Below are 24670 nucleotides of genomic sequence, written 5' to 3'. Positions count from 1 at the left end.
GGGCCCGACTCACGGGGTGGTGCGTCGGGCCGGTCCCAGGACCGGGGTCGGGGAGGCCGGGAGCAGTTGGGTCGACGGCACCCGTCGATCGATGGAGGGGGCATCGGCCGGGGCGGCCCCCAACGCCAGCACCCCCATCATCGCCGCGCCGATCGCTCCGCCACCCATGACCGCGAACCCGACACCACGGCGTACGCCGCGGCCCGCTGCTGCATCCGAGGGCCCCTGGGACATCGCCAGCAGAACCTCGCCGGGGGGCTGGCCGAGCAGCGACCCCAGGAAGTCATCGGGAGCCTCCGCATCGCGCTCGGACCGGGAGAGTCCGGCCAATCGTGTCTTGATCCATCCCTCCCGCTCGACGAGGTCCCGGCACTGGTGGCAGGTGTGCACGTGTTGCCAGGCCCGCTCGCTGTGCTCGGCGGAGAGTTGCCCGTCCAGCAGTGCACTGACCCGGTCACCGAGGTGGCCGATCGGACCGAGGTGGTTGAGAGGACCCATCACGCTCCTCCTCGGCCCCGGGGGCCGGTGTGAACCCGGTCGGAGTCGGCGACTGGGCCGGAGTAGCGCTGCCGGTCCGCCGTCGGCGCCCGGTGGGAGAGGGCTTCGCGCAACATGGCGCGACCGCGGTGGATGCGGGACCGCACCGTGCCCAACTTGGCGCCCATGATCTCGGCGATCTCCTCGTAGGTCAGGCCCTCGACGTCACACAGCACGACCGCGGCCCGGAAGTCGGGGGGCAGGGTGGCGAGCGCGCGTTCGATGTCGTCATCGAAGGTGCGGTCGTCGTACGCCGTCTCGGGCGCCGGATCACCACTGGTCAGCCGGTCGGCTCGTTCGTCCGACAGCGCGTCGAACCGGATCCGCTGCTTGCGCCGGGCCTGATCCAAGAAGAGGTTCGTCGTGATCCGGTGCAACCAGCCTCCGAACGTGCCGGGGGTGTAGGTGTCCAGGGACCTGAAGACGCGGACGAAGACCTCCTGAGTGAGGTCCTCGGCGTCGTGGCGGTTGCCGGTCAGGCGGTAGGCCAACCGGTAGACACGCGCGGAGTGCTGCTCGACCACTTCGTCCCAGGTCGGGACCTCGTCGACCGGAGCGGTCTCGCTGTGGTCCGACATGCGGTGGCTCCCTGGCTCGAGTGGGTGGTGGATCGGGTGTCGAAGCGTGGTGGGATCAATGTAGGCATCGAATCTGAAAGCAGCCTGTGATTGTGGTTAACGAACGGCCCTACGGCGTTGTTCCCGGTCCGGACCGGGGCCAACCACTAGGTTTGCCCCTAACGATCCCAGGAGGCCGTCATCACCAGTTCTGCTCACCAGCCGTCCACCCCAGCGGTGAACGCCGCCAGTTGGTCATTTGCTGAGTCCTACGTCGCACAGAGCGATGCCATCCTCGCCGCCCGTGGCCGCTCGGCCGAGGTCGGAGTGACCCCCATCGGCTCCGGCGGCGGCGCGGCCCTGCGTTTTCTCGCCTCGGCGCTCGACGCTCGATCGGTCGTGGAGGTCGGCACCGGCACCGGAGTCTCCGGCCTGTGGCTCCTGGCCGGGATGCGCGCCGACGGCGTGCTGACCACAGTGGACATCGAGACCGAGCACCAACGCCTGGCGCGCGAGTCGTTCAAGGAGGCCGCGATACCCACCCAACGGGTGCGCACGATCGCGGGCGCCGCCCTGGACGTGCTCCCCCGCCTGACCGATGGTCACTACGACATCGTCTTCTGCGACGGGGACAAGACGGAGTACTCCGCCTACCTGGCCGAGGCGATGCGCCTGCTGCGTCCCGGCGGGGTCGTGGCCTTCGACAACGCCCTGTGGCACGACCGCGTCGCGGATCCCTCCCAGCGCGACGAGGAGACGGTGGCCATCCGCGACCTCACGAGCACGATCACCGACCGTGAGGACCTGGTCTCGCTGCTGCTGCCGGTCGGAGACGGCCTGCTGCTCGCGAAGAAGGAATGGGTCGCCGAACCCGCCTGATGGGCCGCCCCGGCACCGCTAGCGTCGCGTCGCGAGCCCGACGACGAGGTTGAGGCTTGCTTCCTCCCGGTCGCTCCACTCCTGTTCCGAGGGGAGAGAATCGACTACTTTCACACCGCGGGAAGGGACCCCATAGGGGGCCTCCGGCAGGAACTCGCGGCGTACCTTGGCCACCAGATCCTCGAACTTCTCGTGCAGCAAAGCCAACTCGGCGGTCGTGATCACGGGCCCGGTTTCCCCAGAATGGGGCCGCTGGATCAGCAGGTCACTGACCCGCTTCGCCTGAGCCTGGTTGGTCAGCCCAGCGTTCACCCGACGCATCAACTGGATCTCCGCGGCCGTGAGCGACCGGTTTATCTCCCCCGGCGTCAGATCCAGCCCGCTGGTGTCAGCCAGGCGCAGAATGCGATCGAGGAAGTCGGTGAACAGCCGGTCACGCACCCCGTCGTAGTGGACCACCTCTACATTCTCGGGTCCCAGGATCCGGCTGAGCGGGAAGAGCCGGTTGAGGTGCGGGCGGTAACCGATGACCGACTGGTCGTTGACGTAGGCCGTCAGGTCTCCGGTGAACAGACCACGCTTGACCACCTGGGAGTAGGAAGAAACGACGTGGCCAGCGACGTCGCGAACGTGGATCACCGCTTGCAGTCGCACCCCGATCGCGAGTAGTTCCTCACGCAGCTGCCGCAGTCGCTCACGCTGGTAGAGGATGAGGAACTCTGAGGAGTAGAGCACGGTTGCACAGGCACTCATCGAGACCTGCTCGATCAAGCCGTCCAGGGTGATTGCCGTGCTCTCAGGGTCACTCTCGCGGTCGGTCAACCACCGGCGCAACGCCAGCCCGTTGCCACTCACCACCCTGCCCTGCGCGGCGTCGGCGTCGGAACCGTGCTCCGGGTAGTCGACGCCGAGTTCACGCAGTCGAGCACGATTCCGGACGAAGCCCACCTGGAGTGCAGTGGTGCCGGTCTTACCCATACCCATGTGCAGAACGAGACGTCGACCGTCGGGCATCAGATCACACTCCATCGCTAGTGGCGGTCGGGCACTACTTCACCGGGGGTTGGTCTCAGCCCGGTCGTGGTGCTGAAGCCTTCCCAGCCCTCGGCGATGGCGACGACGTCGTACTCCTCGATCAGGATCGGCGCGCTACCGATGATGACCGAGCCGGGCGCATCTGCGGCGCCGGCGCTGAAGGAGGCCTGAAAGTCGGCACGGGCCCGATCTGTGGCGAAGACGTAGGTGCCCTCGAACCACTCCCCGCGACGCATCCGCCACGTCTTGTAACTCAGCCCGGCCATCCCGGTGAACTTCGGGTGGGACGTCGTCGCGACGTACGTCGACAGCTCGTCCTCGACGCCCGCGGGAGCGTTCTCCAACGACCAGCGCACGGTCAGTCCCCTGCTCATGGCTTCACTCCTGATTCGGTAGCGGCCACACCGGCCAGCGGTGTAGGACTCCCGAGCCATTCGAGCAACAAGCGGGCCCCGAAGCCCGACGGCCCGGTGGTCCACTCGTGCAGGTCCTCCGGGACGTCGCCGACCGAGGCGAGATCCAGGTGGGCCCAGGGCACGTCGCCTACGAAGTGTCTCAGGAACAGGGCGGCCAGGATGGCTCCGGGACCGGAGGCGCCGTTGTCGGCGTCGGCGACCTTGGAGGCGATCTTGTCGTCGTACCCGCGGTGCAGCGGCAGCGGCCACAACGGTTCGCCGGCGAGTTCACCGGCCCGGACCAGGGACTGGCTCAGTTCGTCGTGGGTGCTGAAGATCCCTCCGACCTGCTGACCCAGCGCGACCTTGACGGCTCCGGTCAGGGTGGCGACGTCGACGATGACGTCGGGTGCGACCTCGCTTACGGCGTACGCGAGAGCGTCGGCCATCACCAGGCGCCCCTCGGCGTCGGTGTTGCTGACCTCGCTGGTGCGTCCGCCGTAGTGCCGGATCACGTCACCGGGGCGCAGGGAGTTCCCAGACACGGCGTTCTCGGCGGCGGCGACGAGGCCGACGACGCGAACCGGGCACCCGACCTCGGCCAGGGCTGCCATGGTGGCCATGACCACCGCTCCGCCGGACATGTCCCGCTTCATCGTGGCCATCGACTGTCCCGGCTTGATGGACAGGCCCCCCGTGTCGAAGGTGATGCCCTTGCCGACCAGGACGACGGTCCGGTCGGGCGCAGCGCCGGCGGTGGCCGCCGCTGGGGTGTAGTCCATCCGAATCAGCCGCGGTGGGGTGGCCGAGGCCTGCCCCACGCCGATCAGGCCACCGAAGCCCTGCCCCGCCAGGTCGTTCTCGTCCCAGACCTGACAGGCGAGCCCCGCGGTGGCCGCCATGGCTTGGGCCTGCTCGGCCAGCCAGGGAGGATTCTTGATGTTGCTGGGAACCGTGGCCAACAGACGGGCCTGCCAACCGGCGCCCCCGATGACCAGGGCACGAGCGAGTTCGTCCGCGTCCTGCTCGGGTCGGGCCCCGGTCAGGACGACGCGACCGACGGGGGCCGATTCCACCTCGTGGGATCGGATGCCGAAGGCGAACGAGCCGAGCATCAGCCCCACGACGAAGGCGTCGATGCCTCCCTGATCGGTCAGCGACGCGATCGAGGTGGCGACCGAGCGACGGCCCTTGACCTCGCGGGCCAACGCAGCACCGGCTCGGCGCACGTCCAGTCGCCGGGCGGCGCCGACCCCGACGAACGCGATGAGCCGCAGGTCGGGGTTGGTCGGTCCGCCGGTCGCCACGGGTACCCGTGCGACCTCGCCGACCTTCCCGGTCAACGCCAACGCCTCGATCAGACCGATCAGGTCCATCCCCAACTCGTCCGCGACCTCCGCAGCACCCGGCCCGAGCAGCGGCGTACCGCCATCATCGGGAGAGGGGAACACCGCCAGGGCGATGACCTCCGCACCGATGATCGCGTGGGTCGCGAGCTCGCTGAGGGCGAACTGGGGAGGAGAGATCTGAGGGGGGAGTTGGGTCTGGGTCACCCGGTGACGTTCTTGAGAGCGTCACCGAGGTTGGTGGCTTCTTCGGCGTTCAGTTCCACCACCAGTCGTCCACCACCCTCGAGGGGCACGCGCATGACAATGCCGCGGCCCTCCTTGGTCACTTCGAGCGGACCGTCGCCGGTGCGGGGCTTCATTGCCGCCATGCGGCACCTCTTCCTTGTTCAAGTACCGAGCGCAGAGGACTCCTGCTCTCCACAATGAATTCATTATCCCCCACCCCGTAGTGGTCTGCACCACTCCCCCTCACTTCGAGCCCGCGGACGCGCCTCACCACGGGGCCCGCGGATGGCAGACTGCGCCACATGCACGCTCGGTCGGCCCTCTTCGACTTGTACGGCGACCACCTCAGTCGCCGTGATCATCAAGCCTCGGTGGCCGGGGTCCTACGCCTCCTCAGTCCCGTGGGCGTCACGGGACCGGCAGTGCGAACGGCCATCTCACGCATGGTCGTCCAGGGTTGGCTGGAGCCGGTGACCCTCCCGGGAGGTCCTGGCTACCGAGCCACCGAGGCCGCCGAGCGCCGGTTCGCCGATACCTCCGCCAGGATCTATGCGACCGCTCCCCCGCCCTGGGACGGGACCTGGCACATGGTGTTGGGCGACCCGCCGTCCAACCGCACCCGACGCGAACGCCTGCGGGCTGATCTCGCTTTCCTGGGGTACGCACCGATTGCGGCGGGTGCCTGGATCAGCCCCTATCCGCGGGCGAACCTGAGCGAAGTCCTCGAGCGAGCGGGGATCGAGGCCCACAGTGCACGCGTCACGGATCTGGACCCTGCCCCGCTGAGCGCGTGGGATCTGGACCGGTTGGCCTCGGAGTACGCCGCCTGGCCCTCGTTGAGCGATCAGATCGTGCGCCAGGCGTTGCACGCCGACGGCACCGACGAGGCCGCCTTCACCGCCCGCTTCCATCTGGTCCACGAGTGGCGCAAGTTCCTCTTCCAGGATCCCGGCCTGCCCCTGGAGTTGCTGCCCGAAGACTGGCCCGGAAGGGTCGCCGCCCAGAACTTCACCGAGGTGGCGGGCAGCCTCAAACCGGCCGCCGACCGGTTCCTGGACTCCTGCCTCGACGCGGCCGTGACATCGACGTCGGCGCCCGGCTGACAAACTGGGGTTCATGACGACCCCTCCTGCCACCGATTCCTCAGCCGGCCCCTCATCAGACACCGTCCTGCTCGACCTCACCGATGGGGTCGCGACGATCACGCTGAACCGGCCCAGCGCCCACAACAGCCTCGACATCGCGACCAAGGTCCTCCTGCGCGACACCATCAAGCAGGTCGCGGCGGACCCCGAGGCCCGCTGTGTCGTGCTGACCGGCACCGGGAAGGCGTTCTGCACCGGGCAGGACCTCAAGGAGCACATCGAGTTGCTGCACAACGGGGGCTCCGCTGCCTTGTTCAACACGGTGGACGAGCACTACAACCCGATCGTTCAGGAACTCGCGGGAATGGCCAAGCCGGTCATCGCGGCGATCAACGGCGTGGCGGCCGGCGCGGGCGCCAGCCTGGCCTTCGCCTGCGACTTCCGGATCGTCTCCGACGCCGCGGGCTTCAACCTCGCCTTCGCCAACGTCGCGCTGTCGTGCGACACCGGCGCGTCCTACCACCTGCCGTTGCTCGTCGGCCGGGCCAAGGCCTTGGAGCTTCTCTACTTCCCCCGCACCATCCCCGCCGCCGAAGCTCTGGATCTGGGCCTGGCCACGTCGGTGGTCGCCGCCGATGACCTCACCGCAGAGGTCGGTGCCCTGGCTGCTCGTCTGGCCGCAGGTCCCACCGTCGCGTTGGGGTCGATGCGTCAGTCCGTGGCGTACGCCGCGGGGCACTCCTTCGCGGAGGCCTGCGAGTTCGAGAGCGAGATGATGCAGCGGACCGGGAAGACCGAGGACCACCGCGCGGCGGTGGCGGCGTTCGTGGCCAAGGAGAAGCCGACCTTCGAGGGTCGCTGACCTACTGCTGGCCTACTCCACGATGCGTGCGCTGTCGATGTGGGCGCCGAAGATCGACAACACCTGCACCGGCGCCTTCTTGCGCATCAGGCGGCGACCGGGGCGGGCGCCGTACTCCACCGTGAGGGCGTTGCCCTTGAAGTTGTTGTTGTACCAACCGGTCATCGTCCCGTGGCACACCCCGCCGCACGTGAAGGAGCTGCGGGGCAGGCGAAGCTTGCGGGCGACCTTCCGGGCGAACCCGGGGCGCTTGGTGTCGACGTCCACGCCATACAACGGCTGGTGGAAGCTGAGGATCCGGTCGGGTCTGACGTCGCGCAGGAAGGCCATCATCGCCTTGGTCTCCGGCTCGGACGCGGGCCCGGCCCCGGACTCGTAGTTCCCGTCGAGATCGACCCAGTTGTTGGGGTAGTTGCGGTTCAGGTCGACCCCGCGAGCGTTGCGTCGGGTGCCGCGCGCCTCTCCATCGGGATTGTACGTCGGCACGACCCACAGATCGACCCCGTAGATCGGCGGCGCGTCCTTCAGGGCCCGCAGGATCTGACCGGTGGCGGACTCGTTCCCGTGCATGGTGGAGATCAGCACCACCGTCTCGCGACGCTTCGTGGCCCGCTGACCGAGGTGGAAGGCGCGGATCTTGCGACCCTGGACCGAGGTGCCCAGGACGCGGACCTCGCGCACGGATCGGCGATTGCGCGACGGCGCCCGGGCGCTCGTCGGGTTCGCGGCTCCTGCTGTCTGCGCGCTGATCACACTCAGGCTGGTCGGGGCGGGGACGGCTTCGACCGGTGCTGCGAGCAGACCCACGATGGTCAGGCCGATCAGGATGCCGAGTCCACTGCGCAGCATCGGCATCTCGGTCAGACGAGGTTGTTGAGGTAGGCGTAGGTGAAGACCGCGACGCCCACGAGCGTGCCCCCGTGGGCGAGGAGCGACAGTGCGGGGCCCTTCTGCCAGCGGTCGTTCTGCTCGGGCACCGCGTGGCGTCCTCGCGACGGCAACCAGCGGGCGAGCAGGCCCAGTGCGATGAGCGTGAAGGACCACCAGAAGGCCAGGGCGACGATGCCGATCACCCCGGCCGCAGTCTCTCCGAGGGCGTCACCCAGGACCAGGAAGAACAGCCAGGTGACCAGGGCGCTGGCCCCGACCACGGTGTGGGCGCTCAGGAGCCGATCGGAGACCCGAACCCGTCCGCCGCCCGCTTCACCGGCCAGGCGCACCCGGGTGAGTACGACGGCCAACAGCGCGAGCGCCGTGAGGAAGTAGACGAGCACCGACATGGACACGGCGCGATCGTCTCACGTGGGCAGATCGTTATCGGGCAGATCCCTCAACTCGGCCGCCTCGTTCGACTCGGCGGATTCCTGCTCGGTGGAGAGACGATGCAACAACGCGTCCACCTCGGACATCCGGTAGCCGCGCAGCACCACCGAGAAGCGGGCGTGACGCAGGTCCGTGGCCCGCAGTGGGCCGTCGGTGGGCACCGTCGAGGGGACCCGATCGTGCGCTTCGGCCGACAGGGGGGCGCCGTGCCCTGAGGCCAGCATGGCGACCCCACCCATGGCCAGCACGATGAGGGCGGCGAACAGCCACATCACGACGGATCGCCGCCGTCGGAGTCACTCATCCGACCGGTGACGATGCGGACGGCCTCGTCGGCGTCGTCGGTGATCTGGAGGCGGTCGAGGTCAGCTTCGGAGATCTTGCCGTCCGCCAGGACGGTGTTTCGCAACCAGTCCAGGAGTCCGGACCAGTAGTCCACCCCGATCAGCACCACCGGGAACGCGGTCACCTTCTCGGTCTGCACCAGGGTGAGGGCCTCGAAGAGTTCGTCGAGGGTGCCGAGTCCGCCGGGCATCACCACGAATCCCTGGGAGTACTTCACGAACATGGTCTTGCGGGCGAAGAAGTAGCGGAAGTTGATCCCCAGGTCGACCCAGTCGTTCAGACCGGTTTCGAAGGGCAGTTCGATCCCCAGCCCGACGCTGACACCATTGGCTTCGCTGGCCCCCTTGTTGGCGGCCTCCATGACTCCGGGCCCCCCACCGGTGAGGACGGCGTACCCCGCCTCGACGAGCTTGACGCCGACCCGCTCGCCGACGGCGTACATCGGGTCATCGGGGGAGGTTCGTGCAGATCCGAAGACGCCGATGGCCGGCCCCAACTCCGCCAGGGTGCCGAAGCCTTCGACGAACTCGCTCTGGATCCGCAGCACGCGCCATGGGTCGGTGTGCACCCAGTCGCTGGTGCCGCGGGAGTCGAGGAGTCGTTGATCGGCGGTCGAACCGTCCGGGTGCCTCATCGGATCTCCTCCGAGACGACGGCGGTGGTCAGCCAGGTGCGCAGGGCAACCTCGCACTCGCGGATCTGGGCGATCGGCACGTGTTCCTCCTGCTTGTGCGCCAGGAGCGGATCTCCCGGACCGAAGTTGACGGCTGGGACGCCGAGGGCCGTGAACCGAGCCACGTCGGTCCATCCGAACTTGGGGTTGACGACGCCACCGACGGCCTCGACGAACGCACGAGCGGCGGGTCGGTCCAGGCCCGGCATCGCTGCGGCCCCCAGGTCGGTGAGGCGGACGTCGTACCCGGAGAAGAACTCGTGAACGAAGGCCTGCGCCTGGTCGGTCGAGACGTCGGGGGCGAAGCGATAGTTGACCTCGACGACGCACTCGTCGGGCACGACGTTGCCGGCCACTCCCCCGCGGATCCTGACGGCGTTGAGGCCCTCGTGGTACTCCAGACCGTCGATGACCGGCGTGCGGGGTTCGTAGGCGCCCAATCGCGCCAGGATGTCGGCGGCTCCGTGGATGGCGTTGACGCCCTTCCACGCTCGGGCGGAGTGGGCGCGTTCACCGCGGGCGGTGACCTCCACGCGCAACGTCCCCTGGCACCCTGCCTCCACCACGCCGTTGCTGGGTTCCATCAGAATGGCGAAGTCGGCGCGCAGCAGGTCGGGATCTGACTCGCTCAAGGCACGCAGGCCGTTGAATACCTCGTCGATCTCCTCGGCTTCGTAGAGCACATAGGTGACGTCACGATTGGGCTCGGTCAGGGTGGCCGCCAGGCGCAGGATGACCGCGTCGCCGCCCTTCATGTCGCAGGTCCCGAGGCCGTGCAGGAGACCGGTCTCCTCGTCGAGTCGACTCGGCAGGTTGTCGTTGAGGGGCACGGTGTCGAGGTGCCCGGCGATGATCACCCGTTCCTCCAGGCCGAGGTCGGTGCGGGCCACGATCGTGTGTCCGCGCCGGACGACGCTCAGATGAGGCAGCTTCTCGAGGGCCTCGTGCACCGCGTCGGCGATCGCCTGCTCGTCGCGACTGACCGACTCGATGTCCACCAGGTCCCTGGTCAGGGTGACGACGTCGACATCAAGGTCCAAGGAGGGGGTCTGGCTCATGGTGGTCAGTCAACCAGCCGGAATTCCGTCCGAAGAACTGGAACACGTTCTATTTCTGCCGCTACCCTCGCCCTATGCGCCACGGAGTAGTTCTGTTCACCTCTGACCGGGGGATCACCCCCGCCGAGTTGGCTCGTGCGGCCGAGGAGCGGGGGTTCGACACGTTCTACGTGCCCGAGCACACCCACATCCCCATCCGCCGCGACGCCGCGCATCCCACCGGGGGCGAGGACCTGCCCGACGATCGCTACAGCCGCACCCTCGACCCGTGGGTCTCCCTGGCCACGGCCGCCGCGGTGACCTCCCGCATCCGACTGGCGACCGCCGTAGCGCTGCCCGTCGAGTCGGACCCCATCACCCTGGCCAAGTCGATCGCCACCCTCGACCACCTCTCAGGCGGACGGGTGACCCTGGGCGCAGGCTTTGGATGGAACACCGACGAGCTCGAGGACCATCACGTCCCCGCTGCGAGGCGGCGTACCGTGCTGAAGGAGTACGTCGAGGCGATGCGTGCCCTGTGGACGCAGGACGAGGCGTCGTACGACGGGGAGTTCGTGTCGTTCGGCAAGTCCTGGGCCTATCCCAAACCGACTCAGGCCCACCTGCCCATCATCGTCGGCGCCGGCCTCGGGCCGAAGACCATCGAGTGGATCGTGGCCCACGCCGACGGCTGGATGACCACCCCCATCGAGCAGGACGTCCCCGGAAAGATCCGCGCCCTCCGATCGGCCTGGGCCGACGCCGGTCGCGACGGCGAGCCCCAGGTCCACGTCCTGATCGCGAGCCGTCCCTCCCCCGAGGACCTGGAGTCTTGGGAGCAGGCCGGCGCCACCGACCTCATCTGGGGCGTCCCGGATCGATCCCCCGACGAGGTCCTCACCTACCTCGACAAACTCTCCGCCCGCCGCTGACCACGAAGTTCGCCAAATGGGGCGTCGAAGTTCGCCAGATGGGGACGCGATGAGCCGGCGGTTACGAATACCCCTCATCTGGGGGATACCGGCAGCGCGCTGCGATCCCTAGGATCGGTTCAAGATCCTCGGGCAACGCATCCAGGGGTGTTTTTTGTGACCACTATCAACGCCGGCGGGGTCGACTTCGCCTCGTGTGCACCGTGGTTCCACCATGAGCTGGTCGCGCATCTGTTCGCGTCTTGGTACGCCGAGCAGCTCTTCGTCGTCGGTCCTCACCGGGGCGACTGATCCGCCACCCATCACTCACCTTGGAGATGAGCCGCAATGACCCTGCAAACCCCGATGATTCTCGGTAACGCCGAGGGCGAACACTGGCACTTCCTCAACACCCTGCAGACCTTGAAGGTCGACGGAGACAACACCGACGGCGCCTTCACCGCCCTGGAGTTCACCGGACCACGAGGCTTCGGGCCGCCGCTGCACAGCCACGACGTTGAGGACGAGTTGTTCTACGTTCTCGAGGGCGAGGTCCGATTCACCACGGGTGACATCGAGGAAGTCGTCACCCAGGGCGGCACGGTGTTCCTGCCCAAGCAGCGCGCCCACCAGTTCCAGGTGCTCTCCGACACCGCCCGAGTCTTCCAGGTCAGCACCCCGGCGCAGTTCGGCGACTTCGTACGCACCCTGGGCACCCCCTCCGAAGACGCAGTCCTCCCCGAGCCAACCGAGGTCGACGGTGCCCGAGTCGCTGAGGTCTGCGCCCAGTTCCGGATCCAGCTTCTAGGGCCTCCCCCTCCGCCCCTGGATTGACCACGAAGTTCGTCAAATGGCCCCGCGAAGTTCGCCAAATGGGGTGTCGAGATCGTTCTGACCGATCTCGAGGCCCCATTCGGCGAACTTGGGAGCCCCATCTGGCGAACTTCGTGTGTCAGGTGCGGGAGAGGACAATCCTGGCGGGGTGGTTGTCGCCCACCTGGACCTCGACGGCGGGGGACGGTGAGTCACCCACCTCGCCCACGGCGTACGACGTGGCCAGGGTTTCCCCGGAGATCAACGCCTCGTGGGTGCGGGCTGCCGCGAGCACCTCGTCCGATCCACCGATGGTCAGGGCGATCCGGTCCGAGACGTCGAAGCCCGCGTCGCGGCGAGCCTGCTGGACGGCACGGACCAGGTCGCGAGCCAGACCCTCGGCGGCGAGTTCGGGGGTGACCTCGGTGTCCAGGACGACGAAACCGTCTCCGGGCAGCATCCCGATCGCGGATCCGACATCGGAGCCCGCGACGGTCTCCAGGGTGAACTCGCCCTCGACCAGGGCCAGCCCGCCGGACGTCACGGTGCCGTCCTCGGCCACCGACCAGTCCCCCGACTTGGAGCCCTTGATGGCGAGTTGAACGTCCTTACCCAGCCGCGGTCCGGCGGCCCGGGCGTTGACGGTCAACTTCTGCTCCACGCCGTACGCCGCCCCCTCGTCCGACTCGGCCGCGACCAGTCGCACTGACTTCACGTTGACCTCGTCGGCCACGATCGACTCGAACCCGGCCAGAACCGTCGGGTCGGTGACGACGATCTCGAGCCCGGCCAACGGCAACCGGTTGCGCAGGTTGCCGCTCTTGCGCAGCGCGGAGGTCGCTGAGCAGACCTCGCGCACCTGGTCCATGCCCGCAACCAGAGCGTCGTCACCGGGTAGGTCGTCGACCGAGGGCCAATCGGTCAGGTGCACCGAGCGACCACCGGTCAGTCCACGCCAGATCTCTTCGGTGGTCAGCGGAAGCAGCGGCGCGGTGACCCGGCAGACGACCTCGAGCACGGTGTAGAGCGTGTTGAACGCACCCTCGTCGACCTCGCCGCCGACGGCCCAGAAACGCTCGCGCGAGCGCCGGATGTACCAGTTGGTCAGCACATCGAGGAAGGACCGGGTCGAGTCGCAGGCGTTCGCGACCTCGTAGTTGTCGAGTTGGTGGGTCATCGCCTCGACGTACTGACGGCACTTGGCCAGCAGGTAGCGGTCCAGGGGGTCCTCGGAGGCCGTCGACCAGGTAGCGGTGTAGCCCTCACCGGCCGCATTGGCGTACAGGGAGAAGAAGTACCAGCTGTTCCACAACGGGATCAGCACCTGGCGGACCGAGTCACGGATGCCCTGCTCGGTGACGATCAGGTTGCCACCGCGCAGGATCGGCGAGGACATCAGGAACCAGCGCATGGCGTCCGCGCCGTCACGGTCGAAGACCTCGTAGACGTTGGGGTAGTTGCGCAACGACTTCGACATCTTATTGCCGTCGGAGCCCAGCACGATCCCGTGCGAAGCGCAGACCGAGAACGCCGGTCGGTCGAACAGCGCCGTGGCCAGGACGTGCATCGTGTAGAACCAGCCGCGGGTCTGACCGATGTACTCGACGATGAAGTCCCCGGGGAAGTGCCCGCCGCGGCGCGAGCCGTCGGCTTGTTCAGTACCGGCGAACCACTCGGCGTTCTCGAACGGGTAGTGCACCTGCGCGAACGACATCGACCCCGACTCGAACCAGCAGTCCAGGACGTCGGTGACCCGACGCATCGTGGACTTGCCGGTCGGGTCGTCGGGGTTCGGTCGGGTCAACTCGTCGATGTAGGGCCGGTGCAGGTCGGTGGGGCGTACGCCGAAGTCCCGCTCGATCTCGTCGAGCGACCCGTAGACGTCCATCCGGGGGTACGCCTCGTCGTCGCTGCGCCACACCGGGATCGGGGAGCCCCAGAACCGGTTGCGCGAGATCGACCAGTCGCGGGTGTTCTCCAGCCACTTGCCGAACTGCCCGTCCTTCACGTGCTCGGGCACCCACCGGATCTCCTGGTTGAGCTCGAGCATCCGGTCACGGATCTTGGTCGTAGACACGAACCAGGACGAGACGCCCTTGTAGATCAGCGGTTCCCGGCAGCGCCAGCAGTGCGGGTAGGAGTGGTCGTAGGTCTCGCGGCGAAGCAGGACGGTGCCGGGGGTGACGGATCCTCGGTTTCGAAGCCCTCCTTCGTCGGGCACCTCAACCAGCGGACCGTCCTGGGTGGCGGCCTTGAGGTGGTCGATCACGTGGGGGTTGGCGTCGAAGACGAGCATGCCGGCGTACTCGTTGACCGGCGCGGTGAACTTGCCGTCCTTGCCCACGGGCATCACCGCTTCGATGTTCTCGCGGTCGGTGACCACCTTGTCGTCCTCACCGAAGGCACCGGCGGTGTGCACGAGGCCGGTTCCGTCCGTGGTGGTGACGAACTCGGCAGCGACGACTCGGAAGGCGTTCTCGTGGCCGAGGTAGTAGGAGAAGGGCGGGGTGTAGGTCAGCCCGACCAGGTCGGCGCCCTTCATCCGGGCGAGGATCTCGGGGTCCTCACCCAGCTCGCGCGCGTACGCCGCCAGCCGCGCCTCGGCGATGACGAAGTGCTCGGGCGAGCCGGTGACCTCCGAGCGAACCACGACGTAGTCGATGTCTTCGCCGACCATGACCGCGAGGTTGGCGGGCAGTGTCCACGGGGTCGTCGTCCAGACCAGCAGCTTGGCGCCGGCGAGCGGTGCAGCCGGGTCGGGATAGTTCGTGGTGGTCCCCTCCAGCTGGTAGCCAACGGTGACGGCGGGGTCCTGTCGGTTCTGGTAGACGTCGTCGTCCATCCGCAGCTCGTGCGCGGACAGCGGGGTCTCGTCGTTCCAGCAGTAGGGCAGCACCCGGAAGCCCTCGTAGGTCAGACCCTTCTCATAGAGGGTCTTGAAGGCCCACATGACCGACTCCATGTAGTCGACATCGAGGGTCTTGTAGTCGTGGTCGAAGTCGACCCACCGCGCCTGGCGCGTGACGTACTCCTGCCACTCCTCGGTGTAGGTGAAGACCGACTCACGGCAGGCGGCGTTGAACGCTCCGATCCCCAGTTCGTGGATCTCCTCGGTCGTCTTGATGCCGTTGATCCGCATCGCCTCGAGCTCGGCCGGCAATCCGTGGGTGTCCCAACCGAAGCGGCGCTCGACCCGACGACCGCGCATCGTCTGATACCGCGGGATCAGGTCCTTGACATACCCGGTGAGCAGGTGGCCGTAGTGCGGGAGCCCGTTGGCGAACGGGGGTCCGTCGTAGAAGACGAACTCGTTGTCACCGTCGTCGCCGGCTTCGCGCTGCTCGACGCTCGCGTTGAAAGTGTCGTCGGCCTTCCAGTAGGCCAGGACACGCTCCTCCATCCGCGGGAAGTCCGGGCTCGAGGTCACCGGCGCCGGTTGCGTGGTGCCGTCGGGGCCTTCGGCTCCGGTGAACGCCTGGGGGTAGGCCATGGGGGTCTCCTGCGGTAGGTCGCGCGTCGTGGTCAGTCATCGCTGTTCCACGAGGACGACCCTCGGCTACTGCCAGGACCGCGGTACCACCCCGCTTGCCGCAACTCCGGTCGACTGCTCGACCCAGGATGCGACCTCTCGTTCACGGCTGTGACGGGCCTACCCGTCCGGTTCTACTGAGTCTGACGACCGTTCTTCCGGAGGCTCACCGCTGATGACGGCTCGAACGCCTATGCGCACAATCTATCCCCGCCCCGCAACGGCTGACCAATCAGTATCTGCGATCGGGCCGCGGCATTACCCTGCACTTGTGGACGATCACGCTGCGCGCGCCCGCCAGCTCCTGGCCGAGGAGTCCATCAGTGCGCAGTCCTTGCGCACCCGCGAGGACAAACCGATCACCCTGGATCCGGCCACCCGCGAGATCGTGCAGAACCTGCGCCGCCGTTCGGTGCGCAGCGGCCTGCTTTCCCCGCGGGGCTACAACCTGACCATCTCCCACGCACATCGGTTCCTCTGGTTCCGGGTCGCCAAGGTCGGGACCCGGTCGCTCTTCGAACACTTCGAGGCCAACGGCGTCGTCCTGGACGTCCGTGGTGCGGTGAACCTGCGCTACCCGACCGCTCTCGTCGAGGACTACTTCGCCTTCGCCTTCGTCCGGCACCCGGTCGACCGGTTCATCTCGGCCTGGCGCAACAAGGTGGTGGACGCCAACTACTTCGAGTTCGACGCCCCCACCCACGAGTCGATGCAGGACCTGTCCGCCTTCGTCGAGTACGCCGCGGGTCTGGACCTCGACGCCGCCGACCGGCACATCGCCCCCCAGAGCCGGCTGATCGACCTGACCCGAGTGGACTATCTGGGACGGTTGGAGACGTTTGCCGACGACATGGGGTCCATCAGTGAGCGACTGGGGCTCCCGCCCGCGGCCCTGCCCCGCAAGAACTCGACCTCGACCGGAGCACCCGATCCGGTGGCGGCCGGCGTACGACATCGCATTGCGGAGCTGTACCGCCGGGACCTCCAGATCTTCGGCTACCCCGTCACCTGAGACACCACTCGAGAAGGCGAGCCGTCGGTCCGTAGGCTTGTCTCTCGTGACGAACCCTTCTGCTGCCGCACCCACCTCCGCCTGGGGCTTCGGCCTCGCCACCGTCGACGTGAACGACGCCGTACTCGACGTCTGGTTCCCCTCCCCTGCCCTGGGGAGTGCGCCGGACGGCGCCAGCGCCTCGGAGGAGTTCACCGACCTCGCCGGCGGCGACTCGTCCCGCGGCGTACGTCGCGAGGTGCGTCTGGTGGAGATCGCGGACCTGCAGGCCGCGCCGACCAGCACCGAGGAGGTCTGGCTGCGACTCCACCTGCTCTCGTCGCGAGCGGTCGTCCCCCACACCATCTCGATGGACGGCGTCTTCGGGCTCCTCACCAACGTGGTGTGGACCTCGGCCGGTCCTTGCGCCATCGAAGGCTTCGAGACCACCCGTCAGCGGTTGCGGGCCGCCGGTCACCACGTCACCGTCTTCGGGGTCGACAAGTTCCCGCGCATGGTCGACTACGTGATCCCCACCGGGGTCAGGATCGCCGACGCGGACCGCGTCCGCCTCGGCGCCCACCTCGCCGAGGGCACGACCGTGATGCACGAGGGCTTCGTGAACTTCAACGCCGGAACTCTCGGCGCCTCCATGGTCGAGGGCCGCATCTCCGCCGGCGTCCTGGTCGGGGACGGCTCGGACGTGGGTGGCGGCGCCTCCATCATGGGCACCCTGTCGGGCGGCGGGAAGCAGGTCATCTCCATCGGAGAGCGTTGCCTGTTGGGTGCCAACTCGGGGCTCGGCATCTCCCTCGGCAACGACTGCGTGGTCGAGGCCGGTTGCTACGTCACCGCAGGGACGAAGGTCACGCTGCCTGAGACCGACGGCGAGTCCCGGGTCATCAAGGCCGCCGAACTCTCCGGCGCCGACAACGTGCTGTTCCGTCGCAACTCGGTCAGCGGCGCGGTCGAGGCCGTGGCGTGGAAGGCCGATGGCGTCACCCTCAACGAGGCCCTGCACGCCAACTGAAGCCCGAGTCGGCCGGCGAACTGACCGGTGAGTCGGCGCTTCTTTTCGAATTAGCGCCGACTCAGCCCGTTTCCGGCGTCAACTTGCGCCGACTCGGCGGGGTTGGGGGCGTCCGGAACACTAGGGGCCATGAGACGCGCGGGGATCCAGGGGCTCGTCGGCCTGATTGCCCTGGCGGTGATCATCGTGGTCGGCGTGAGCCTGGTGCGCTCCGGCACCGGGCCGGGGTTCCTGCGCAGCGACGGATGCACCGTGACCGTCGATGACCACACGGTCGACCTGACCATCGAACAGGCCGAGAACGCCTCGCTGATCTCCTCCATCGCCATCCGGCGCGGGCTTCCGGCCCGGGCGATCTCGATCGCCCTGGCGACGGCGTACCAGGAATCGGATCTCTACAACCTCGACTACGGCGACCGGGACTCCCTGGGCCTCTTCCAGCAGCGTCCATCCCAGGGTTGGGGGTCGGTGGACGAGGTGCAGGACCCGATCTACGCGACCAACCGGTTCTACGACGCGCTGGTCAAGATCGGTGACTACCGGTCCCTGGAGATCACCGTCGCCGCCCAGGAGGTCCAGCGCTCCGGCTTCCCAGACGCGTACGCCGACCACGAGGCCGACGCTCGGGCCCTCGCCTCCGCGCTCAGCGGCAACTCACAAGCGGCGCTGACCTGTCAGATCGACTCTGATGCGGACGACGAGGCCGACGAACTCGGAGACTCGGGCCTGACCGCGCGGGCCGAGATCGTCCGCCAACAGGTCGTGGCGTCGTTCGGCGACCAGACGCTGGGCGGATTCGCGCCTGGCGGGGTCCGCGACGGACACATCCCCGGGTCCGCCCACTACGACGGCCGCGCCGTCGACATCTTCTACCGGCCGATCAGCAGCGCGAACAAGACCCGGGGCTGGGCGGTGGCGCAGTACCTCGTCGCGCACGCCGAACGCCTCGATGTCGCCACCGTGATCTTCGACGATCGGATCTGGACCGCGCGTCGGTCAGCCCAGGGCTGGCGTGACTACGACGCCCCCGACCGCGCGGGCGACCGGCGGATCCTGGAACACCGGGACCACGTCCACGTCGACGTCTTCAGCTGACCCCGTCTCCACCGCGACGTACGGCGAGGTCATCGCCCGTAGCAGCGCGCTGTAGTTCACGCCGAAGGCCACCTCATCACCGAGGGCCATCGGGTGGACACCTCCGTCCAGGACCAGATGATCACTACTCATGGCCAGGACGGTGGCTCCGACGGGCGGGGTCAGCCCGTCCGGGTCGGCATCCTGCTGGCCCAGAGCGAGCACCACATGGTTGATCTCGCCGAGGTCTGGTGCCGGCGGCGCCGTGCCGAAGGCGGCCTGAGCGATCCGACCCCACGGTCGGGACGGTTTGCGGCGAGCCTCGATGACCTCCGCGACCAGCGTGAACGCATCCGTGCGCAGACCCGGCAGCGGGCGACGCTGCAACGGTTCGACGCCCAACAAGATGGACTCGCCCAGCCGCAACTGGTTGATCCGGCCCGTCTCGGCCTCACCGAGGGCCCACTCGAGGCTGGCTGAGTTCCCGCCGGACACGATGTCCACGGTGATCCCGCAGGCCTGCTCGACCTGCTCGACCAGACGGGAGAGCTCGTCCATCTTCGCCTGGTCGGGCACGACTCCGCTCCGGCACGCCAGGTTCGTCCCCACTCCACGCAATCGCACCCCCGGCAGCGCCACGACCAGCCGGGAAGCGTCCACCAGGTCTGCGCCCAGCAGGCCCTCACGCAGGTCGCCCAGCTCGACCATCAGGATCACGTCGTGGACCCGCGACAGGGACAACGCCGCGGCCGAGAGCGCGGCGACCACTGCGGGTTCCGAGTTGAGGCTGATGTCCGCGGAGGTCACCGCGCGCCCCACCTGACTGAGCATCGGGGAGCGGGTCAGGGTGAGCGGCGCGCGTACGCCCGCCGCACGCAGGCGCTCGAGGTTCTCGATCCGGGAGTCGCCGAGCCCGACCACTCCCCCGCGCAGCATCGCCCGCCCCACCTCCGGTGACCCCAGGGCGGCCTTCACGACGCCGGTGACCAGGATCCCCCGTTTGCCCAGCGGGTCGACGAGGCTCCTGGCGTTGGCGGTCAGCGCCCCCAGGTCCACCTGGAGGCGTGGGGTGGTCACATGACGTCGAGAGGGCGACGCTGACGCTTCGCGGCTAGTTGCGGCAGACCACGCAGCACCATGTCGACCAACCGGTCGGCCGGTCGGGTCAGGGCATCGGTCACGGGCAGGCCCAGTGCGGCCTCGTAGTCGACGATCGCTGCGCTCACCGCGTCGTCGTCCATGTCCTCGTGGTTGATGGTGACCCCGATGACCGACGTGTCGACGAACGCCTCGATCATTGCGATCTCACTGGCCACGGTCGGCATGGCCACCATCGGGAAGTCGCCGAGGACCTTGCGCTGCGGCGCGTGCTGGACGATGACCGCCTGCGGGCGTGACCCGCGCAGGATGTGCGCGGTGGTGATGTACGCCGGGTGGCTCAGGGCGCCCTGCCCCTCGACGATGATCACGTCGGGGTCCTCGCCCTCGAAGGCCGCGACCACCTGGTTCTCCACCTCACCGGAACAGAACTGGGGGACGTGGGCGTCCAGCGCGACGCCGTACTTCCCACCCTGGATGAGGGTGGTCTGCCCGGTGCCGACCAAGACCGCCTTGATGCCCTGGTCGTTGAGCGCTTTGACCAGCAGCACCGAGGTGGTGCGCTTCCCGATCGCCCCGTCCGTGCCGAGGATCGCGATCCGGGGGCAGGTCACGTCGAAGATGCGACCGGAGAACAGGTGCAGTTCACGGGTGGGCTTGGGGCGGCGTACGTCGGTGATGGTCACCCGGTTCAGCAGCGCAGCGGCGACGAACTCGGGATCGTCGTTGAGGAACTCGTGCAGCCCGTTGATGATGTGCATCCCGCGGGCGATGCCGTCGAGCATCGCGGTGCGCTGGGAGGACGACAGCAACCCGTCCGCCGGCGCCAGCCCGCAGATGAGGTAGTCCGGGAGCCGACCGGCGTGGGCGATCGCCTCGTCGAGCCCGGCCAGGACGGGGATCTGGTTGGCCGATCCGTCGAGAAGGTCACCGGAGTCCGAGCCCGCGAACCGACTGTCGATCACGCTGGAGATGTCATACCGCTCGGAGTGCCGGACCAGCCCGTTGGCGGTCTTGCCGTCCTGGTCGCCGAACTGTCCCTCGCACAGGATCACCGAGAGAGACCCCTCGGGGACGACCGGCTCGATCGGTTCAACCGCGGCGGCGGAGGGCACGTGGGACGTGACGACCGGACGGAACCGGGTGAAAGACGAGGTGACAGATGGGCTCGACAAAACGAAATACTCCTCTGGATAAGCCAGAGGAGGCGACAAGATCGTCGGGACGAGCGTGCGTCCGCGATCGGGGAATCTTCCCTGAAGTCTGGCAACCTGCCTAGACATTTGTGATGGTAGCGGCAAGTGCCGGAGCCGACGATTCCCCAACCCATGGCCAGCCTATGGCCCAGCCCATCAGTCAGCGGCCCGTGCGACCTCGCCTGAACCCGTCGCGGATGGCCGCCCCCATCGGAACCCAGCAGATCACGATCAGGAAGACGTACAGGCCGATCGTGACCGGCGTGGAGACCGGGATGAACGCCACCAGCACCGCCAGGGCCACGAACCACCAGATCGACCGGCTCTGGGCTCGATCCACCACGGCGTTGAGGCGCTTGGAGGGTGGTCGATTCACTTCGTCAGTGTGCCAGTCGCCCGGCAACCTCACCGACGCGTTCGTCGGTGGCCGTGAAGGCGACCCGCACGTGCTGAGCGCCGGCCGCACCGTAGAACGCCCCCGGAGCGACGAGGATCCCTCGATCGGCCAACCAGTCGACGGTGGCCCAGCAGTCCTCGTCGCGGGTCGCCCAGAGGTAGAGCGAGGCCTCGGAGTGGTCGATCCGGAACCCGGCCTGCTCGAGGGCCGCTCGCAGGACACTCCGGCGAGCGGAGTACCGGGCGTGCTGTTCGGCCACGTGCTCGTCATCGTCCAGGGCTGCGATCATCGCGTGCTGTTGCGGACCGGGCATCTGTAGCCCGAGGTTCTTGCGTACGGCGAGCAGCTCGGCGATCACCGCGGTGTCTCCGGCCACGAAGGCGCAGCGGTAGCCGGCCAGGTTGGACCGCTTGGACAGCGAGTGCACCGCGAGGATGCCGTCGAAGGAACCACCACACACGTCGGGGTGCAGGATCGAGACCGGAGGATTCTCGGTGTCCCAGGAGCATTCGAGGTAGCACTCGTCGGAGATCAGCAGGGTGCCCCTGTCGCGGCACCAGTCGACCACCTTGCGCAGGTGCTCGATCGGGAGCACCTTGCCGCTGGGATTGGCCGGTGAGTTCAGCCAGAGCACGGCCGGGACCTCGGGTCCCACGGCGGTCAACGAGTCCGCGGCCAACGACCTGGCTCCCGCAAGCGCTGCCCCGACCTCGTAGGTGGGGTAGGCCAGCTGCGGATAGACGATCAGATCATCGGGGCCCAGACCGAGGTGGGTGGGCAGGGAGGCGATGAGTTCCTTGGACCCGATGACCGGGAGCACCTGGTCCACACCCAGCCCGGTCACGCCCGCGCGCCGGGCCAGCCAGTCGACACACGCCTGCCGCGTTTCCGGCAGACCGATCGTCGTGGGGTAGCCCGGTGAGTCGGTCGCGGCCCGCAGGGCGTCCTGGATGATCTGCGGGGTCGGGTCGACCGGGGTGCCCACCGACAGGTCGATGATCCCGCCGTCGTGCGATCGAGCGCGCTCGGCGTACGCCGTGAGTTTGTCCCACGGGAAGTCGGGCAACCGCCCGGAGACCCTCCCTGTGACGGGAGAGGCCGGCAAGGTCACTCGTCGTGCTCTTGCGGGGGCAACGCCGCGACGAGGGGGTGGTCCTTGTCGATCTCGCCCATCTTTGCGGCGCCACCGGGCGAACCGAGGTCGTCGAAGAAGTGCACGTTGGCGTCGTAGTAGCCCTTCCACTCCTCCGGGGTGTCGTCCTCGTAGAAGATCGCCTCCACCGGACACACCGGCTCGCAGGCCCCACAGTCCACGCACTCATCGGGCTGGATGTAGAGCATCCGCTTGCCTTCGTAGATGCAGTCGACAGGACATTCGTCGACGCACGCACGGTCCTTGAGGTCGACGCAAGGCTGGGCGATGACGTAGGTCACCAGGTCCTCCTGAGGGTCACGCGAGTGGGGATGACCCGGCTGACCGGGCTTCGGACAGCCTAGTATCTACCTGTGTCCCCCGCATCGGTTGCCCCATCAGCCGGACACGGACTGGGACCCCACGTCGTAGGTCTGCGGGTCGTGGTCCGCCGGGTCCTGATCGGCGAGACCGGGCCCTCGGGCGGACCCGCGATGACCGACCTCCTGGGGATCTGCCTCTCGTGGGGCGACGACGCCTGCGTCGTCCAACCCGAGAGCGGCGCCCCGGTGCGCATCCCGCTGTCCACCATCGTCTCGGGCAAACCGGTGCCGCCGAAGCCCTCGCCCCGCCTGCGGATCGAGCCGTACGACGCGCAGGTGCGCGCCGGGCACCTGTTCCCCGATCTGGAGACCCGCCCGCTGGGCGGCTGGCTCCTGCGCCACAGCGCATCCCAGAGTGCTCGCCGCGCCAATTCGGCCCTGGCCTTCAGCGACTCGGGCGTCGAGGACGACCTGGCCCAGGTCCTCGCGGCCTACGAGCGCCCGGTCGCTGCGGTGCTGTCCGACTCGGCCCAGGAGCAGCGACTCCTGGCCGCCGGCTGGGTGCCGGAGGACCCGATCGGAACCCCGGCGGACACGTCGTTCCGCTTGACCGGCGTGGCCATGGCGACTCGCGCCGCTCGCGGCACGGATACCTCGGACCTGAGCCTCGCGGAGTTGGCCCCGGGTGTCGTCCGAGCCGCCCTGCATCGCGACGGCGTCGAGATGGCCAGCGGCATCGGTGCGTACGCCGCGGACTGGGTCGGCTTCCGGGGGGTCCAGGTGAACGAGGAGCACCGCGGTCACGGTCTGGGCCGCGCGGTGATGGCCGAGCTGCTCGAGTGGGGTGCCGAGCAGGGTGCCCGCACGGCGTACTTGCAGGTGCTGGGCGACAACGCACCCGCCTTGGCGTTGTACGACGCCCTCGGCTTCGTCGAACATCACCGATACCGGTACCTCACCCCCGGTCAGCCCACCTCAGTCACAACAGACTGAGAAGCTCCTGCGCCATCCGGTCCGGCGCCTCGATGCTGGGCCAATGGCCGACGTCGGCCAGCAGCCGCACCTCGGTGGCCGGGCGGAGATCCACGAGCCGATGCGCCATCGCAACCACCGCGATCGGGTCGAGTGCGCCCCAGATCAGCGCCAACGGGCCGTCGTACTCCACCAGCGCGGCGGTCCAGTGCCGCTGGTGGGCCCGCCGCTCGTCGATGTAGCGGATCAGCTTCGGGAGCAACCGGTCGCCGCGGTCGTGCTGGACCAGGGCCGCCAATTCGTCGATCGCACCCGGCGGGCCCGGCGCCGACGCGGCAAAGCTCTCCTGGAGACTGCGCCGCAACACCGCCGTCGGCAGCGGGAACGGCGTGGCCCGAGCGGGCAGTCGCAGGGTCAGTCGCTGACCGCGGGTCAGTTCGGCCTGATCGATGAAGATCGAGCCGTTGCTCAGGACGATCTGTTCGATGCAGCAGGCGGACTGCCCCCGGTTGAAGCGGGCGGCCAACTCGGCGGTGACGGTGTCGCCCATGTCGTGGGCGACGATCGCGCACGACTCGACGCCCAGGTCCGCGAGAAGCCGTTCGACCATGTCGGCCTGGGTGAACAGGGAGTAGTCGGCTGTCGGGCTCTTGTCGGAGAAGCCGTACCCGGGTAGATCGAACGTGATGACGCGCCGGGTGCGGGCCAGGACCTCCGCTACATCCCGCCAGTCGTATGACGAACCCGGGAAGCCGTGGACCAGGACCAGGGGCGATGTGCCCGCTGTCGGGTCACTGTCCCGGATGAAGGTCTCGCGGCCCGCGACGCGGCGCAGCGAACCCCCCTCTCGCCAGGCGACGGCCCCCTGGGGTAGCGGCACCCGACCTCGTGCCATCAGCGCC

Annotated in this window: 28 protein-coding genes; 10 read left to right on the top strand and 18 right to left on the bottom strand. The window is 68.3% G+C overall.

The annotated features are described in order from the left end of the window. Positions 1–9 precede the first annotated feature (9 nt). On the bottom strand, positions 10–498 hold the full coding sequence (locus tag ACYVLV_RS08045; RefSeq protein WP_460809031.1) for an anti-sigma factor family protein: 489 nt from the start codon (positions 496–498) through the stop codon (positions 10–12). Continuing rightward, positions 498–1115: an RNA polymerase sigma factor SigE gene (gene sigE / locus ACYVLV_RS08040; protein WP_460809030.1), complete on the bottom strand. Its 618-nt coding sequence runs from the start codon at positions 1113–1115 to the stop codon at positions 498–500. The genes ACYVLV_RS08045 and sigE overlap by 1 nt, the downstream gene beginning before the upstream one ends. A 216-nt stretch (positions 1116–1331) precedes the next feature. Here sigE and ACYVLV_RS08035 point away from each other — a divergent pair, with 216 nt between their 5' ends. Continuing rightward, complete coding sequence (locus ACYVLV_RS08035; protein ID WP_460809029.1) at positions 1332–1973, top strand: O-methyltransferase; 642 nt, start codon at positions 1332–1334, stop codon at positions 1971–1973. A gap of 18 nt (positions 1974–1991) precedes the next feature. On the opposite strand, the gene ACYVLV_RS08030 is transcribed toward ACYVLV_RS08035, so the two are convergent. Genes ACYVLV_RS08030 through ACYVLV_RS08015 form a run of 4 tightly spaced genes read right to left on the bottom strand, consistent with a single transcriptional unit; the run spans position 1992 to position 5120 of the window. Beyond that, on the bottom strand, positions 1992–2987 hold the full coding sequence (locus ACYVLV_RS08030) for a hypothetical protein (protein ID WP_460809028.1): 996 nt from the start codon (positions 2985–2987) through the stop codon (positions 1992–1994). Between the two features lie 17 nt (positions 2988–3004). After that, positions 3005–3382, bottom strand: a complete 378-nt coding sequence (locus tag ACYVLV_RS08025) for a hypothetical protein (protein WP_460809027.1) — start codon at positions 3380–3382, stop codon at positions 3005–3007. Further along, positions 3379–4956 (bottom strand): leucyl aminopeptidase family protein, encoded by a 1578-nt coding sequence (locus tag ACYVLV_RS08020; protein WP_460809026.1) that lies wholly within the window; start codon positions 4954–4956, stop codon positions 3379–3381. Before ACYVLV_RS08020 ends, ACYVLV_RS08025 begins: the two co-directional genes overlap by 4 nt. Then, complete coding sequence (locus ACYVLV_RS08015; protein WP_460809025.1) at positions 4953–5120, bottom strand: DUF3117 domain-containing protein; 168 nt, start codon at positions 5118–5120, stop codon at positions 4953–4955. The genes ACYVLV_RS08020 and ACYVLV_RS08015 overlap by 4 nt, the downstream gene beginning before the upstream one ends. A 159-nt stretch (positions 5121–5279) precedes the next feature. Between ACYVLV_RS08015 and ACYVLV_RS08010 the strand changes: the two genes are divergently transcribed. Together ACYVLV_RS08010 and ACYVLV_RS08005 are read left to right on the top strand one after the other, a co-directional pair. After that, the gene (locus ACYVLV_RS08010; RefSeq protein ID WP_460809024.1) at positions 5280–6080 is read left to right on the top strand and encodes a PaaX family transcriptional regulator; all 801 of its coding nucleotides are present in this window, start codon (positions 5280–5282) and stop codon (positions 6078–6080) included. 13 nt (positions 6081–6093) lie between these two features. Next, on the top strand, positions 6094–6924 hold the full coding sequence (locus ACYVLV_RS08005; protein WP_460809023.1) for an enoyl-CoA hydratase/isomerase family protein: 831 nt from the start codon (positions 6094–6096) through the stop codon (positions 6922–6924). Positions 6925–6936: 12 nt separating this feature from the next. Here the strand turns inward: ACYVLV_RS08005 and ACYVLV_RS08000 are convergent, their stop codons facing one another. The 5 genes from ACYVLV_RS08000 to dapE are packed head-to-tail and all read right to left on the bottom strand — an operon-like array spanning position 6937 to position 10323. Then, entirely contained in the window at positions 6937–7779 is an 843-nt protein-coding gene (locus ACYVLV_RS08000; RefSeq protein ID WP_460809022.1) for a M14 family zinc carboxypeptidase, read from the bottom strand. A 5-nt stretch (positions 7780–7784) separates the two neighbouring features. Then, entirely contained in the window at positions 7785–8204 is a 420-nt protein-coding gene (locus tag ACYVLV_RS07995) for a hypothetical protein (RefSeq protein ID WP_460809633.1), read from the bottom strand. Between the two features lie 18 nt (positions 8205–8222). Then, positions 8223–8519, bottom strand: coding sequence for a DivIVA domain-containing protein (locus ACYVLV_RS07990; protein WP_460809631.1), 297 nt, complete (start codon positions 8517–8519; stop codon positions 8223–8225). Further along, positions 8519–9226, bottom strand: coding sequence for an LOG family protein (locus ACYVLV_RS07985; RefSeq protein WP_460809021.1), 708 nt, complete (start codon positions 9224–9226; stop codon positions 8519–8521). The genes ACYVLV_RS07990 and ACYVLV_RS07985 overlap by 1 nt, the downstream gene beginning before the upstream one ends. After that, positions 9223–10323, bottom strand: a complete 1101-nt coding sequence (dapE, locus tag ACYVLV_RS07980) for a succinyl-diaminopimelate desuccinylase (protein ID WP_460809020.1) — start codon at positions 10321–10323, stop codon at positions 9223–9225. The genes ACYVLV_RS07985 and dapE overlap by 4 nt, the downstream gene beginning before the upstream one ends. 74 nt (positions 10324–10397) lie before the next feature. Here dapE and ACYVLV_RS07975 point away from each other — a divergent pair, with 74 nt between their 5' ends. The 3 genes from ACYVLV_RS07975 to ACYVLV_RS07965 all read left to right on the top strand — a co-directional run bounded on the left by ACYVLV_RS07975 (position 10398) and on the right by ACYVLV_RS07965 (position 12047). After that, positions 10398–11234 carry an LLM class F420-dependent oxidoreductase gene (locus ACYVLV_RS07975; RefSeq protein WP_460809019.1) on the top strand — a complete coding sequence of 279 codons (837 nt, stop codon included), beginning with the start codon at positions 10398–10400 and terminating at the stop codon, positions 11232–11234. Positions 11235–11390: 156 nt separating this feature from the next. Next, positions 11391–11525 carry a hypothetical protein gene (locus ACYVLV_RS07970; protein WP_460809018.1) on the top strand — a complete coding sequence of 45 codons (135 nt, stop codon included), beginning with the start codon at positions 11391–11393 and terminating at the stop codon, positions 11523–11525. Between the two features lie 36 nt (positions 11526–11561). Then, the gene (locus ACYVLV_RS07965; protein WP_460809017.1) at positions 11562–12047 is read left to right on the top strand and encodes a quercetin 2,3-dioxygenase; all 486 of its coding nucleotides are present in this window, start codon (positions 11562–11564) and stop codon (positions 12045–12047) included. A 118-nt stretch (positions 12048–12165) separates the two neighbouring features. Here ACYVLV_RS07965 and ileS read toward each other — a convergent pair whose 3' ends face one another. Further along, positions 12166–15516 (bottom strand): isoleucine--tRNA ligase, encoded by a 3351-nt coding sequence (ileS, locus tag ACYVLV_RS07960; RefSeq protein WP_460809016.1) that lies wholly within the window; start codon positions 15514–15516, stop codon positions 12166–12168. 310 nt (positions 15517–15826) lie between these two features. Here ileS and ACYVLV_RS07955 point away from each other — a divergent pair, with 310 nt between their 5' ends. The 3 genes from ACYVLV_RS07955 to ACYVLV_RS07945 all read left to right on the top strand — a co-directional run bounded on the left by ACYVLV_RS07955 (position 15827) and on the right by ACYVLV_RS07945 (position 18671). After that, complete coding sequence (locus ACYVLV_RS07955) at positions 15827–16567, top strand: sulfotransferase family protein (protein WP_460809015.1); 741 nt, start codon at positions 15827–15829, stop codon at positions 16565–16567. A 46-nt stretch (positions 16568–16613) separates the two neighbouring features. Then, positions 16614–17576, top strand: a complete 963-nt coding sequence (gene dapD / locus ACYVLV_RS07950; RefSeq protein WP_460809014.1) for a 2,3,4,5-tetrahydropyridine-2,6-dicarboxylate N-succinyltransferase — start codon at positions 16614–16616, stop codon at positions 17574–17576. A gap of 129 nt (positions 17577–17705) precedes the next feature. Beyond that, entirely contained in the window at positions 17706–18671 is a 966-nt protein-coding gene (locus tag ACYVLV_RS07945; RefSeq protein WP_460809013.1) for a hypothetical protein, read from the top strand. Here the strand turns inward: ACYVLV_RS07945 and ACYVLV_RS07940 are convergent. The 5 genes from ACYVLV_RS07940 to fdxA all read right to left on the bottom strand — a co-directional run bounded on the left by ACYVLV_RS07940 (position 18573) and on the right by fdxA (position 22775). Beyond that, complete coding sequence (locus tag ACYVLV_RS07940; RefSeq protein ID WP_460809012.1) at positions 18573–19727, bottom strand: alanine/ornithine racemase family PLP-dependent enzyme; 1155 nt, start codon at positions 19725–19727, stop codon at positions 18573–18575. The genes ACYVLV_RS07945 and ACYVLV_RS07940 overlap by 99 nt on opposite strands. Further along, positions 19724–20923, bottom strand: a complete 1200-nt coding sequence (locus tag ACYVLV_RS07935) for a DUF1611 domain-containing protein (RefSeq protein WP_460809011.1) — start codon at positions 20921–20923, stop codon at positions 19724–19726. Before ACYVLV_RS07935 ends, ACYVLV_RS07940 begins: the two co-directional genes overlap by 4 nt. Positions 20924–21104: 181 nt before the next feature. After that, entirely contained in the window at positions 21105–21320 is a 216-nt protein-coding gene (locus ACYVLV_RS07930) for a hypothetical protein (protein ID WP_460809010.1), read from the bottom strand. 4 nt (positions 21321–21324) lie between these two features. Beyond that, positions 21325–22446, bottom strand: coding sequence for a succinyldiaminopimelate transaminase (gene dapC / locus ACYVLV_RS07925; RefSeq protein ID WP_460809009.1), 1122 nt, complete (start codon positions 22444–22446; stop codon positions 21325–21327). Positions 22447–22448: 2 nt separating this feature from the next. Continuing rightward, positions 22449–22775: a ferredoxin gene (gene fdxA, locus ACYVLV_RS07920; RefSeq protein WP_460809008.1), complete on the bottom strand. Its 327-nt coding sequence runs from the start codon at positions 22773–22775 to the stop codon at positions 22449–22451. Positions 22776–22847: 72 nt separating this feature from the next. Between fdxA and ACYVLV_RS07915 the strand changes: the two genes are divergently transcribed. Further along, a complete protein-coding gene (locus ACYVLV_RS07915; protein WP_460809007.1) occupies positions 22848–23789 on the top strand; it encodes a GNAT family N-acetyltransferase in 942 nt (313 codons plus the stop codon). Here the strand turns inward: ACYVLV_RS07915 and ACYVLV_RS07910 are convergent. Further along, complete coding sequence (locus ACYVLV_RS07910) at positions 23776–24663, bottom strand: alpha/beta fold hydrolase (protein ID WP_460809006.1); 888 nt, start codon at positions 24661–24663, stop codon at positions 23776–23778. The two genes, ACYVLV_RS07915 and ACYVLV_RS07910, sit on opposite strands and share 14 nt — an antisense overlap. Positions 24664–24670 lie beyond the last annotated feature (7 nt).

It is taken from the genome of Nocardioides salsibiostraticola, from assembly GCF_054783655.1.
This window is presented reverse-complemented; position numbering and strand designations above follow the sequence as displayed.